The 11,743-nt window shown below is 62.6% G+C and carries 13 protein-coding genes, 2 pseudogenes and 1 riboswitch; of the genes and pseudogenes, 13 read left to right on the top strand and 2 right to left on the bottom strand.

The genetic code is table 11. The features are described from left to right. Positions 1–118 (top strand): annotated as a pseudogene (locus THISIDRAFT_RS02765) (IS5/IS1182 family transposase); the annotation flags it as partial. On the opposite strand, the gene THISIDRAFT_RS02760 reads toward THISIDRAFT_RS02765, so the two are convergent. Continuing rightward, positions 96–335, bottom strand: a complete 240-nt coding sequence (locus THISIDRAFT_RS02760) for a hypothetical protein (protein WP_006788660.1) — start codon at positions 333–335, stop codon at positions 96–98. The pseudogene THISIDRAFT_RS02765 and the gene THISIDRAFT_RS02760 overlap by 23 nt on opposite strands. A gap of 258 nt (positions 336–593) precedes the next feature. Beyond that, positions 594–823, top strand: a riboswitch (cobalamin riboswitch). 344 nt (positions 824–1,167) lie between these two features. Here THISIDRAFT_RS02760 and cobD point away from each other — a divergent pair. From cobD to THISIDRAFT_RS02705, 11 genes are all read left to right on the top strand, one after another. After that, complete coding sequence (gene cobD / locus THISIDRAFT_RS02755; RefSeq protein WP_006788659.1) at positions 1,168–2,220, top strand: threonine-phosphate decarboxylase CobD; 1,053 nt, start codon at positions 1,168–1,170, stop codon at positions 2,218–2,220. Next, positions 2,217–3,698: a cobyric acid synthase gene (locus tag THISIDRAFT_RS02750; RefSeq protein WP_006788658.1), complete on the top strand. Its 1,482-nt coding sequence runs from the start codon at positions 2,217–2,219 to the stop codon at positions 3,696–3,698. The genes cobD and THISIDRAFT_RS02750 overlap by 4 nt, the downstream gene beginning before the upstream one ends. A gap of 98 nt (positions 3,699–3,796) precedes the next feature. Further along, complete coding sequence (gene cobU / locus THISIDRAFT_RS02745) at positions 3,797–4,327, top strand: bifunctional adenosylcobinamide kinase/adenosylcobinamide-phosphate guanylyltransferase (RefSeq protein ID WP_006788657.1); 531 nt, start codon at positions 3,797–3,799, stop codon at positions 4,325–4,327. Beyond that, on the top strand, positions 4,317–5,375 hold the full coding sequence (gene cobT / locus THISIDRAFT_RS02740; protein ID WP_006788656.1) for a nicotinate-nucleotide--dimethylbenzimidazole phosphoribosyltransferase: 1,059 nt from the start codon (positions 4,317–4,319) through the stop codon (positions 5,373–5,375). Before cobU ends, cobT begins: the two co-directional genes overlap by 11 nt. A 185-nt stretch (positions 5,376–5,560) precedes the next feature. Further along, on the top strand, positions 5,561–6,244 hold the full coding sequence (locus THISIDRAFT_RS02735; protein WP_006788655.1) for a histidine phosphatase family protein: 684 nt from the start codon (positions 5,561–5,563) through the stop codon (positions 6,242–6,244). 5 nt (positions 6,245–6,249) lie between these two features. Beyond that, positions 6,250–6,816 carry a cob(I)yrinic acid a,c-diamide adenosyltransferase gene (gene cobO, locus THISIDRAFT_RS02730; protein ID WP_040853269.1) on the top strand — a complete coding sequence of 189 codons (567 nt, stop codon included), beginning with the start codon at positions 6,250–6,252 and terminating at the stop codon, positions 6,814–6,816. Further along, positions 6,813–7,613 carry a precorrin-4 C(11)-methyltransferase gene (gene cobM, locus THISIDRAFT_RS02725; RefSeq protein ID WP_006788653.1) on the top strand — a complete coding sequence of 267 codons (801 nt, stop codon included), beginning with the start codon at positions 6,813–6,815 and terminating at the stop codon, positions 7,611–7,613. The genes cobO and cobM overlap by 4 nt, the downstream gene beginning before the upstream one ends. A 7-nt stretch (positions 7,614–7,620) precedes the next feature. Next, positions 7,621–8,310, top strand: a complete 690-nt coding sequence (locus THISIDRAFT_RS02720) for a precorrin-8X methylmutase (RefSeq protein WP_040853265.1) — start codon at positions 7,621–7,623, stop codon at positions 8,308–8,310. Continuing rightward, a complete protein-coding gene (locus THISIDRAFT_RS02715; RefSeq protein WP_006788651.1) occupies positions 8,294–9,394 on the top strand; it encodes a cobalt-precorrin-5B (C(1))-methyltransferase in 1,101 nt (366 codons plus the stop codon). The genes THISIDRAFT_RS02720 and THISIDRAFT_RS02715 overlap by 17 nt, the downstream gene beginning before the upstream one ends. A gap of 152 nt (positions 9,395–9,546) precedes the next feature. After that, positions 9,547–10,572, top strand: coding sequence for a transposase (locus THISIDRAFT_RS02710; protein WP_246585312.1), 1,026 nt, complete (start codon positions 9,547–9,549; stop codon positions 10,570–10,572). Between the two features lie 12 nt (positions 10,573–10,584). Then, positions 10,585–10,800 carry a transposase gene (locus THISIDRAFT_RS02705; protein WP_418896122.1) on the top strand — a complete coding sequence of 72 codons (216 nt, stop codon included), beginning with the start codon at positions 10,585–10,587 and terminating at the stop codon, positions 10,798–10,800. Here the strand turns inward: THISIDRAFT_RS02705 and THISIDRAFT_RS15275 are convergent. Next, on the bottom strand, positions 10,792–10,920 hold the full coding sequence (locus THISIDRAFT_RS15275; RefSeq protein WP_418896145.1) for a hypothetical protein: 129 nt from the start codon (positions 10,918–10,920) through the stop codon (positions 10,792–10,794). The genes THISIDRAFT_RS02705 and THISIDRAFT_RS15275 overlap by 9 nt on opposite strands. Here THISIDRAFT_RS15275 and THISIDRAFT_RS14630 point away from each other — a divergent pair. After that, positions 10,864–11,243, top strand: a pseudogene (locus tag THISIDRAFT_RS14630) (helix-turn-helix domain-containing protein); the annotation flags it as partial. The gene THISIDRAFT_RS15275 and the pseudogene THISIDRAFT_RS14630 overlap by 57 nt on opposite strands. Positions 11,244–11,743: the final 500 nt, after the last annotated feature.

Raw genomic sequence — 11,743 nt, 5'->3', positions numbered from 1 at the left:
CTGGCAGCGTCTTCATGACAGGCTACGCGCTCGGCTACGGCAACGCCACGGGCGTCACAAGCATCCAAGCGCCGGGTGTCTGGACAGCCAAAGCGTCAAGACCACGGCGATCCCTGGCGCGTCGACCACCGCGCCCGGTTCAGCACCCGAGAGTAGCGCTCGAAGCGCCGTTCCCCGCTCAGTCCCATCACCCGCAGCGCCGCACTCACCGTGCGCGGCCCTTGCGCCAACAGCGTTCCGGCCAGCAACACTTGCACATGCACCCACGTCGGGTTGGTAAACAGGTAGGGAAACGGCTGCAAAACCGCTACCATCGAGGCTGGCAGAGGACTCATCGGCGCACATCGCTTGTGTTTTGGTCGACATCAAACGATACCCCCTATGTCCCTCTGCCGCCACCGCTCTGCACTCTGTCACCCTCGGTTCAGGCACCGCTCAGCCCTCCGCCAGGGCGCAAAAATGGCCAAAGTCGAGCCCTAGATCTCCCTCAAAAAAACATGGGGCTTAAGCTCCTCGCTCCCAGGACGGGCTCCCAGTGGAGATACCGGCGCCGATGAGTTTGACTTGATTTTGGCAAGCGGTATCGCCTATTCTTGCGCGCACGTTCATCAGGAGTCCTGACAGGCGATCGCGTGTCAGGGTGAAACGGGAAGACCGGTGCCGTTTGAGCCAACAGGCTTAAACCATTCCGGCGCAGCCCCCGCTGCTGTAAGCCTGAGGTATTGCGTTCATCTATGCCACTGAGTGGTTTTATCACTTGGGAAGGCAAGCGCAAACCGTTTGCAGGGTAAGCCAGAAGACCGACCTGTTGAGTGTTTTAGAGGTACATGCCACGGGGTGTGGAATGGGCCGACTGGGTTTTGGGTATGTGCGGCGTGATCCATGCCAACGCATGCCGATGCAATCGAATCTCCAGCCGAGTCAATACAGCAGCGCTCTTGGCTGTTGTTGTTAGCGTGTAGTGTCTCGCTATTTTTCCCCGTGCTCACTCATTCACCGTGTGTCCGTTGACGGCGGTTTGCGCTGTTGTGCCCTGCGCCATCGTATCAGTTAAAAAATTGCTTTAACGTCTGTCTTTCAGGGGAACGCTTTATCCGTGAGGTGCTTTTTTCCGTTTAATCTGCAGGCTGTGGGTGCATTGTTGGGCTTGCTGCCCCCGGCGGGCCGATGATCTCGCATGATGATGTGCTTGACTACGCTGGCCCGTCGCAGGCTTTGCTACACGGCGGGCGGGTGCAGCAGGCGGCGCGTGAGGAGGGTATCCCGCTGGCGCAGTGGCTGGATTTGTCGACCGGAATTAACCCGTTGGGTTGGCCGGTGCCTGCGGGTTTGCCGGAGGCGGTGTGGCGGTGCTTGCCGGAGGATGACGATGCGTTGCATTCGGTGGCGGCGGCGTATTACGGAAGTAGCGCGTTATTGCCGGTGGCGGGTTCGCAGGCGGTGATTCAGGCTTTGCCGGGGTTGTGGCCAGCGGGGCGGCGGGTGGGGGTGTTGGCGCCCAGTTATGGCGAACATGCTCATGCCTGGCGCGGGGCGGGGCATGAGGTGGTGCCTTTGGATGCGGCGCAGGTGGCGGCACAGGTGGCGCGTCTGGAGGTGTTGGTGTTGGTTAATCCAAACAATCCCACGGGGGCGGTGTTTGCGCCTTCGCAGTTGCGCGCCTGGCATGAGGCTTTGGCGCAGCGCGGGGGGTGTCTGGTGGTGGATGAGGCGTTTATGGACTGTACCCCGGCGCTGAGTCTGGCGGGGGCGTGTCCGCGCAGGGGGTTGGTGGTGTTGCGTTCGCTGGGTAAGTTTTTTGGTCTGGCGGGGGCGCGGGTGGGTTTTGTGCTGGCGGAGGCGCGGCTTTTGGATGCCCTGGCGCAACGCCTGGGTCCTTGGTGTGTCAGTGGTCCGGGTCGTTGGGCGGCGGCGGGGGCTTTGGCGGATAACTCCTGGCAGGTGGCGACACGTCAGCGCTTGGCGCTCGCCAGTGCGCGGTTGCAGGCGGTTTTGCAGCGCCATCAGCTTTCTCCCCGCGGCGGTACGGCGCTGTTTCAGTGGGTGTGTACGCCGGCGGCGCCGGATCTTCATCAGCGGCTGAGGCAGGTGGGGATTCTGACCCGTTTATTTACCGAGCCGCTGAGTGTGCGTTTTGGTTTGCCGGGGGATGCCTCGCAGTGGGCCCGCCTTGAGGCGGCGTTGGCGCAGTGGCAGGCGAACCCGGCGGGGTCGGTATGACTGCCAAGACCTTGATGATTCAGGGCACCACCTCGGATGCGGGGAAAAGCACGCTGGTGACGGCGCTGTGTCGTTCGCTGGCGCGGCGGGGTGTCGCGGTGGCACCGTTTAAACCGCAAAACATGGCGCTTAACAGTGCGGTGACGCGCCTTGGCGGGGAGATCGGGCGGGCGCAGGCGGTGCAGGCGGCGGCCTGTGGTCTGGAGCCGCATCCGGATATGAATCCGGTGTTGATCAAGCCCTGTTCGGATGAGGGCGCACAGGTGATTGTGCTGGGTCAGGTTTTTACCCACTGTCAGGCCGGGGCCTATCAGGCGCTGAAGGCGAAGTTGTTGCCTACGGTGTTGGCGGCCCATGCACGGCTGGCGCAGCAATATGCGGCGGTGTTGGTGGAAGGTGCGGGTTCTCCGGCCGAGATCAATCTGCGGGCGGATGATATTGCCAATATGGGTTTTGCCGAGGCGGTGGATTGTCCGGTGATTGTGGTGGCCGATATTGATCGCGGCGGGGTGTTTGCCCATCTGGTGGGGACGCTGGCGCTGTTATCTGCGCGGGAACGGGCGCGGGTCAAGGGTTTTGTGATTAACCGCTTTCGCGGGGATCTGCAGTTGTTGCGGCCGGGGTTGCGCTGGCTGGAGCAGGAGACGAACACGCCGGTGCTGGGGGTGTTGCCGTATTTGCAGGGGTTGTATCTGGAGGCTGAAGATGCCCTGCCGGGACCGGCGGCGGGGCCGACACAGCCAGAGGACGCGGTGTTGCGGGTGGTGGTCCCGGCCTTGCCGCGCATCAGCAATCATACTGATATGGATCCCCTGCGCCTGCATCCCAAGGTGTTGCTGCATTGGCTGGGGCCGGGTCAGCCGTGGCCCGCTGCGGATCTGGTGATTTTGCCGGGTTCCAAGGCGGTGCAGGCGGATCTGGCCTGGCTGCGGGCGCAGGGTTGGGAGCCTGCGCTGCGCCGTCATCTGCGCTATGGCGGCAAGCTCATCGGTATTTGTGGCGGTCTGCAGATGTTGGGGACTGCGCTGCATGATCCCTTGGGTCTGGAAGGCCCGGCGGGCAGTAGTCGTGGGCTGGGCCTGCTGGAACTGGAAACCACCCTGGCCGCTGCCAAGCAGTTACGGCAGGTGCAGGGCCATTTATTTGAGGGCAGCCCGGTCAGCGGTTATGAGATTCATGCCGGGGTCAGTGGCGGAGCAAGCTTGCAACACCCGGCCTTGCAGCTCAATACCGGGCCGGAAGGTTGCCTGTCGGCGGATGGGCAGATTCTGGGTACCTATGTGCATGGCCTGTTTGATCAGGGCCGTGCCTGTGCGGCGCTGCTGCAATGGGCCGGTCTGCCGCAGCCTGGCCCGCTTAACGATCTGGAAACCGCACGTCAGGCCGGTTTTGAGCGCCTCGCCGATGCGGTGGATGAACATCTGGACATGGCGCGGATTGCGGCTTTGCTCGGTCAAGAAGTGGCGACATCATCCTGATGTCGCTTGAAAAAGCGATGAAACACATAACCACCCCGCTGCTGCGCGGCACCCCTCCTTGAAAAGGCGGGGAGTCTGGAGAATGTGAGACAAACACCATGCAAGAACTGATTTTAGGTGGGGTACGGTCGGGGAAAAGTGCGCTGGCGGAGCGTTTGGCGCAGCACAGCGGTCTGCCCGTGACCTATATCGCCACCGCACAGGCCAGCGAAGATACCGAGATGCAGCAGCGCATCGCCCACCATCGGGCGCGCCGTCCGGCGCATTGGGGTCTGGTGGAGGTCGGGGCTGATCTGGCCGAGGCGCTGAGCGCCCACGCCCGCCCGCAGCAGTGTCTGCTGGTGGATTGCCTGACACTGTGGCTGACCCATCTGCTGTGCAGTCTGGACGATGCCGCCGGTGCCCAGGCCCAGCAGGCCTTTCTCGACGGTCTGGCGCAGCTGCCCGGCCATCTGATTATGGTCAGTAATGAAAGCAGCCTGGGCATTGTGCCTATGGGTGCTCTGAGCCGCCGCTTTACTGAGCAAGCCGGTCGCCTGCATCAAGCCGTCGCGGCGCAGGCTGACCGGGTTATTTTGACCGTGGCGGGTTTACCGCATGTCTTGAAAGGAGACGCTTTTGAATCGTGAAACGCCCTGGTTACAGGTGCCTGTGGCCCCCCTTGATACCGCTGCCCTTGAGCAGGCGGCGCAGCGCCAGAGCCAGCTGACCAAGCCGCTGGGTTCGTTGGGGCAGCTGGAGACGCTGGCGATCCGCCTGGCGGGGATGCAGGGCACCGTCAAGCCCTGTGTGGATGCGGTGCAGATCAGTATTTTTGCCGGGGATCATGGGGTGGCCGCCGAGGGGATCTCGCGCTTTCCGCAATCCGTCACCGCCGAGATGGTGAAAAACTTTGCCCAGGGCGGCGCGGCCATCAGTGTGCTGGCGCGCAGTATTAACGCCCGGCTGGAAGTGATCAATCTGGGCACGGTGCAGGAATTAGAACCCATGCCGGGGGTGGTGGATGTGCGGCTGGGCCCTGGGACGGCCAATTTTGTGCAGGCGCCAGCGATGGATACTCATCAACTGGCGCGGGCGATGAATGCCGGGCGCCACAGTGCGGAGCGGGCGCGGCTGGCAGGGATGCAGCTGTATCTGGCCGGGGAGATGGGTATCGGCAACACCACCGCCGCAGCGGCGTTGGCCTGTGCCCTGTTGCAACAGCCGCCGCAAGCCCTCGCCGGGCCGGGAACCGGGCTGGATGCGCCGGGGGTGGCGCACAAAGTGCAGGTTTTACAGCGTGCCCTGGCACACCATGACGGCCATCTGGAGGATCCGGTGGAGTGTCTGCGGCGTCTCGGGGGCTTTGAAATCGCGGCGATGAGTGGCGCCTATCTGGCTTGCGCACAGATGGGCCTACCGACGCTGATTGATGGCTTTATCAGCACGGCCGCCGCCTTGGTGACGGCGCGCATCTGCCCGCAGGCCACGCAATGGATGCTGTTTGCGCATACCTCCGCCGAACCGGGCCATCAGCATATCTTGCAGGCCCTCAACGCAAAACCCTTGCTTAATCTGGGGATGCGGCTGGGCGAAGCCAGCGGGGCGGCGGTGGCAGTGCCGCTGCTGCGCCTGGCCTGTGCGCTGCAGGGACAAATGGCCACCTTTGCCGAGGCCAGCGTGGCCCAGGCGCACTGAGATGCCTGCGTTCGCTTTCTCGTGGCGGCGGCTTCCCTGCCTGCGCCGCGTGCGTCGCGGCAGGCAGGCAGCCGTCGCTTTTTATGCGGCATCATCTTGATGCCGCCACTTGTGGCGGACGCATCCTGCGTTCGCGGATTTGCAAGCGACACCTGGAAGGTGTCGCCACATCAAGGTATCGCCACATGCAGATTGACCTGATGCGTCACGGCCAGACCCTGAGCGGCGCGGTCTTGCGTGGCAGTCTGGATGATCCCCTGACCCCCGCTGGCTGGCAGGCCATGCAGGCGGCCTTTGAGCGCCACGGCCCGTGGGATCGCATCCTCAGCTCACCCCTGCAACGCTGCTGGCAGGCGGCAGCGATTGGCGCACAGATGCAGGGCATACCCCTGCACATCGAACCTGCGCTGCGGGAGATGCACTTCGGCGCCTGGGAGGGCTGCAGCGCTGCGGCCTTGATGCAAAGCGCGCCCGATGCCCTGGCGGCATTCTGGCGTGATCCCTGGCAGCACACGCCACCGGGCGCAGAACCGCTGGCCCAGATGGCAGCGCGGGTGCTTGGCCTCTGGGATCGGCTGGCTTGCCAATACCCGCAGCAACGGCTGCTGCTGGTCACGCATGGCGGGGTCATCCGCCTGCTGTTGTGTCATCTGCAACAACGCCCCTGGACGCAGCTGCTGGAGATGGAAGTCCCCCATGCGGGTATTTATCGCATCACCCATGACAGCCAGGTACCGCTGTGGCGGCATCATCCTGATGCCGTTACTGGGAACGCGGAGCACCCGCTCCGCAACGAGGCCGCAGGGCTCGTGTTATTTAAAAGATATGCGCAGCGGGTGCTGTGCGCTCCCAGGGAGGCAACACCTTAATGATAATGATGCCGCTTGAAAATCCGCAAACGCAGGATGCGTCCGCCACCGGCGAGGATCGCGGGCTGTTGCTGGTGCTGACCGGCCACGGCAAAGGCAAATCCAGCGCCGCTTTTGGGATGGTTGCGCGGGCCTTGGGGCATGGGCTGCAGGTATGCGTGGTGCAGTTTATCAAAAGCCGTGAAGACACCGGGGAAGTGCGGTTTTTTGAGCCGCATCCCCAGGTGCAATGGCATGTCTTGGGCGAGGGCTTTAGCCGGCGGAGCCAGGACCCGGCGCGTGATCAGCAGGCCGCGCAAGCCGCCTGGCAATGCGCCCGTGGCCTGCTCAATAACCCCGCACTGGGGCTGGTGGTGCTTGATGAACTGAGCTACCCCCTAAAATATGGCTGGCTGGAGACGGCCACGGTGCTGGCTGAGCTGCGCGCCCGACCGGCGATGCAGCATGTGATCCTCACCGGGCGGGCTATGCCGGAGGCGGTCTGTGCGGCGGCTGACACCGTGACCGAGTGCTATGACCACAAACACGCCTGGCGCAGTGGCATCAAGGCACAAAAGGGCCTGGACTGGTGAGCGCCCTGTCTCCCAAAGTCTGGTTTGTCGGTGCCGGGCCGGGTGATCCTGAGCTGATCACCGTAAAGGGGCGTGATCTGATCGGTCGCGCCGGGGCCATTTTATATACCGGTTCTTTGGTGGCGCACAGCGCCTTGCAGTGGGCCCCCAAGGACTGTGTGTGCTGCGACTCCAAAGCCATGACACAGCCGCAGATGGTGCAGTGGTTAATCGCGCAGGCGCAGCGGCAGGTCACGGTGGTGCGTCTGCAAACCGGTGATCCCAGCCTGTACGGCGCCTTGATTGAACTGGTGCAGCCGCTGGAACACGCCGGGATTGCGGTGGAGGTGGTGCCGGGGGTCTCATCTGCCTTTGCCGCCGCCGCCAGCGCCGTAGAAACGCTAACCTTGCCGGAGATCACCCAAACGGTGATTTTCACTCGCCTGGCTGGGCGCACCCCGGTGCCGCCGACCGAACACCTCGCCGCCCTGGCGCGCCATCATTGCAGCGTGTGTCTGTTTTTATCGGTGCAGTTCACCGACACCCTGAGCCAGATCTTTATCGCCGCTGGCTGGGCCGAGACCGCGCCGGTGCTGATGGTTCACAAAGCCAGCTGGCCGGGTGAGGAGCGCATCATCCGCGCTACCTTAAAAACCCTGCACGCACAGGCCCAGGCCGCCCAGCTCAGCGGACAAACAATGATCATCATCAGCCCCACCCTGAGCGCCCGACACGGGCCACCGCCGCCGCTATCGCGGCTCTATGCCGCTGATTTTGCGCATGGCTTTCGGCCTGCACCGACAACCCTTCACGAGTGAACGCCAGATGCCCACACCCCCTCCTCCCTGCGCCGTCACCGAACAGCTGACCCCGGCGGGCCGCTGTATCGAACACCGCTCCTTTGCCATCATTGATGCCGAGGCCGGACCGCACGACTACAGCGCCGCGCAATGGGCCGTGGTGCGACGCCTGATCCACAGCAGCGCCGATTTTGCCTTTAACGGCCTGACGCAGTTTCACCCGCAGGCCATCGAACACGGACTGCGCGCCATCCGCGCCGGGCGGCCCATCATAACCGACGTGGCCATCATTCAGGCAGGGCTATCATCGCCGCGCCTGGCGCATTTTGGCCTCACCGTCCACCAATTCATCCATGACCCCGAGGTCATCGCCCAGGCCCGCCAGCACCACACCACCCGCGCCGTCCAGGCCATGCGCAAGGCCCAGCGTCTGGGCCTGCTCCACCAAAGCATTCTGGCCATTGGCAATGCCCCCACCGCGCTCGATGAGTTGCTGCGCCTGCAACAAAGCCACGCCATCCAACCCGCCCTGATCATCGGAATGCCCGTGGGCTTTGTCGGCGCTGCTGAATCCAAAGCCGCCCTGGCACAACAGACACACAGCCCCTGGATCATCACCTGCGGACGCAAAGGCGGCTCAACCCTGGTCATTGCCGCGATACACGCCCTGCTCAGCCTGGCACACGCCCCCCAGCCACATGACACCGGCCGATAAACAGCACCGCCAGGCCGGACGCCTGGGCTACTCCACCGGCGCCTGTGCCGCCGCCGCCAGTCTGGCCGCCGTACACGGCTTAATCCACGGCACCCTGCCCAAACAGGTGTACTGCCAGCTCCCCAACGCCCAACGCGTCGCATTTAGCATCGCCCACGGCGAACAGAACGCACACAGCGCCTGTGCCACCGTCATCAAAGACGCCGGCGACGACCCAGACTGCACCCACGGAGCCGCCATCAATGCCTGCGTACAGCGCCTGGCCGACCAACCCGGAGAAATCACCCTGCAGGGCGGCGAAGGCATCGGCATCGTCACCCTGCCCGGACTGGGGCTCAGCGTCGGCGACCCCGCCATCAACCCCATCCCTCAACGCAACATCAAAGACAATGTACGCCAGGCCGCCCAGACACTACTACCACACCACGGACTGGCCATCACCCTCTCAGTGACCAACGGCGCACAGCTTGCACAAAAAACCCTCAACCCACGCCTGGGCATCCTCGGAGGTCTCTCCATCCTCGGCACCACCGGCCTGGTACGACCCTACTCCACCGCCGCCTTTCGCCTCACCGTCATCAAAAGCATCGCCGTCGCCCACGCACAAGGGCTAGACACCGTGGTACTGAGCACCGGCGGGCGTACCGAAAAATGCGCCATGCGCACCTGGGCACACCTCCCGCCACCGGCCTTTGTGCAAATGGGAGACTTCGTCGGCGCCGCCTTTAAAACCCTCATCCGCCATCAAATCCCCCATATCATCCTCAGTGCCATGGTCGGCAAACTCACCAAAATCGCCCAAGGCCACGCCATCACCCACGCCCACCACGCCCCACTTGATACCCGCCTGGTCGCCCAGATCGCCCAGGAATGCGGCGTTGACCCCGCCCTGTGCCAAACCATCGCACAGGCCAAAACCGCCCGCTTTGCCGCCGAACAGCTGCACCCACTCGGCCTTGCCGAAATCTTCCACCAAACCCTGGCCCACAAAGCCCGCCAAGCCATCTACCACCACTACCCCGGAAACTACACCCTCAACATCCTGGTCTGCGACTTCAACGGCCAGCCCATCACCCATATTTAAACCCCATGAGACTTGCCACCTATCACTTTTATGGCAAACTCTGAGGGTTAGCTGAACTGAGGTCATGGGGGTGGGCATGGGAAGCATCAAACGCTTGGCAGAAGAAGTGGCCCGAGGACTGCGCAAAGCCGCATCCGGGGCTGCGCCTGACGGTGGTGAGGAAGCTGTCGCTGGCCGTCGGAGCGATGATCGAAGCGCAAACCGCCAACACGGTGGAGTTGAGCAATGTGTTGCCGCTGGAGACCGAGCGCCAAGACATGCGCGAACAGTGGTTGAGACGCTTGCTGAAGAACCCGTTGGTGTGTCCAACCGAGATCATGCAGCCGTTGGCGATGGCCGAACTGGCGCAGGCGGCCCGTCACGATCAGACGGTGTGCCTGAGTCTGGATCAAACCGATTTGGGGGATCGGATGGCGTTGTTGGTGTTGGCCTTGCGCGTGGGCGAGCGGGCGTTGCCGTTGGTTTGGTGGGCCAGGAAAGGCGCGGCGAACATCGGCTGTGCGGGCCAGAAAGCCCTCCTGGAGACGGTGTTGGCTTGGCTGCCGGCTGGGGCGCGGGTGCTGCTGTTGGCGGATCGGTTCTACCCATCGGCGGCGCTGTTCGCGTGGTTGCATGCGCACGAATGGGGCTACCGGTTGCGCTTGAAGGGGAATCTGCGGGTGGACACCGGCGTGGCGGAGACCACGACCGGGGATTTGGCCAAGGGGGTGCGAGAAGCGTATTTTCCGGGTGTGCGCCTGTTCGCCTCTGGGGTGGTGACCCACCTGGGAATTGTGCATGAATCCGGTCATCCGGAGCCGTGGATGATTGCCATGGATGCGGATCCGACACGGGCGTGCGTACTGGACTATGCCACGCGCTGGGGCATCGAGCCGATGTTCTCCGACTTCAAGGGGCGAGGATTTGGCTTGGGGGATTCGCACCTGCGCCATGCGGATCGTTTGGAACGCCTGGTGTTGATCATGGCCTTGGCGATGTATGGGTGTGTGCGCATTGGGCGCGAACAGGCGTGCCACCCTCCGACCCCGCTCGAAAAAAAACCAAGCACAGGACGATCCGAACCTCTGGAGCTTCCGCAAGCTTGCCCGCAGCCTAGTTTCCTGGTTCACACGTGGCTTGCGCTACCTGATGCGCTGTCTGCAAAACGACCTGCCGCTGCCGGCTTTTCGTGCCCGTGAGTAAATTGATAGGTGGTAAGCCGTCGAGAGCAGTTCGAGCCAATCCGTGGATTACTGGAAAGTGGACGCAAGAAGACCGCACCCCGGCGGGTGGATCTGTACGATGTATTCTGTGCGGTGCTGTATCTGCTAGGTACGGGTTGTCAGTGGCGAGCCTTGCCAAGGCGACTCTCCGAAGGCTCCTCGACGAAACCTGTGGAATTAGCCCTGAAACCTCGGTCAGTGTAGCCTGAGCTTTTGCTCGGAGGAAGCGAGGTGGACGGCAACGACATCCTGCTGCTTGGGCTGGGCCTGCAAGCCCCTTGGAAACTGGTCGATCAATCCCTGGACATGGACAAGAAGCCCCACGAGTTACACCTGCGGGTTCAGGCCGAGCGAGTCAGTGAGTACCCCTGTCCGGAATGCGGCCAGTTGTGCAAGGCGCATGACTTCGAAGAGCGTTCCTGGCGGCCTCTGAATTTCTTTCAGCACCATTGCCATATCCATGCTGCGGTACCCCGGGTTCCTCTCCTGAGCATGGGGTCAAGCGGATACAGATACCTTGGGCCCGTAAAGGCAGTGGCTTTGCGCTGCTGTTCGAGCAGGCCGCCATGACCTTGGTGCGCGAGATGCCGGTCAATGCCGCCGCCCGCATCATGGAGATCACCGACAAGCGGCTCTGGCGCGGGGTGGAGCAAAAAACAGTTCTTGATTTTTTCTTCATTGTTTATAAGAATTCTCTATTGTAGATAGGTTATCTACAAGCGCGAAGGTTTCGCGTTCCATGGTCGGGGTCGAAGTCGAATCGCAAAGTTGTTCTCTGTTCAGGATGAACGCCGAGGCCACTTTTATGGCGCAAGCTGGGTTTCGACGGCTGAAACCGCCCATGTTGCCGGTGTTGACCGGCCATTCGGTTGGGACTGCTCAACCAGGACTCCAGTTGCTCGCCCGCAAGGGTGTTATCAACGGAGAGCGAAGTGCCTAAAAATCGCATAAGCAACTTTGTTTAGGTTTTTAGGAGCAGACAGCAGGTTATTGGAGCCTGTTCGCAAGGCGCTGGATACCTTGGAGCGACATGCCTGTTTAAGGACATGTCGCTCCTTAGTTTAGGGCCATACATCAAGGAGAGGCGCTGGACATGGCGAGGTTTTCTGTCACCAGAGCGGCTTCGCTGCACAGGCAGACATGAATG

This window comes from Thiorhodospira sibirica ATCC 700588 (genome assembly GCF_000227725.2).
In the GTDB taxonomy this organism is placed as follows: domain Bacteria; phylum Pseudomonadota; class Gammaproteobacteria; order Ectothiorhodospirales; family Ectothiorhodospiraceae; genus Thiorhodospira; species Thiorhodospira sibirica.
Note: the sequence above shows the minus strand (reverse complement) of the source record. Positions and strands in the feature narration are given on the sequence as shown.

What these genes read in the sequence shown, in the direction of transcription:
- THISIDRAFT_RS02760 (WP_006788660.1), bottom strand. Translation starts at nt 335, where the DNA reads ATGAGTCCTCTGCCAGCCTCGATGGTAGCGGTTTTGCAGCCGTTTCCC.
- cobD (WP_006788659.1), top strand. Translation starts at nt 1,168, where the DNA reads ATGATCTCGCATGATGATGTGCTTGACTACGCTGGCCCGTCGCAGGCT.
- THISIDRAFT_RS02750 (WP_006788658.1), top strand. Translation starts at nt 2,217, where the DNA reads ATGACTGCCAAGACCTTGATGATTCAGGGCACCACCTCGGATGCGGGG.
- cobU (WP_006788657.1), top strand. Translation starts at nt 3,797, where the DNA reads ATGCAAGAACTGATTTTAGGTGGGGTACGGTCGGGGAAAAGTGCGCTG.
- THISIDRAFT_RS02735 (WP_006788655.1), top strand. Translation starts at nt 5,561, where the DNA reads ATGCAGATTGACCTGATGCGTCACGGCCAGACCCTGAGCGGCGCGGTC.
- cobO (WP_040853269.1), top strand. Translation starts at nt 6,250, where the DNA reads ATGATGCCGCTTGAAAATCCGCAAACGCAGGATGCGTCCGCCACCGGC.
- THISIDRAFT_RS02720 (WP_040853265.1), top strand. Translation starts at nt 7,621, where the DNA reads ATGCCCACACCCCCTCCTCCCTGCGCCGTCACCGAACAGCTGACCCCG.
- THISIDRAFT_RS02715 (WP_006788651.1), top strand. Translation starts at nt 8,294, where the DNA reads ATGACACCGGCCGATAAACAGCACCGCCAGGCCGGACGCCTGGGCTAC.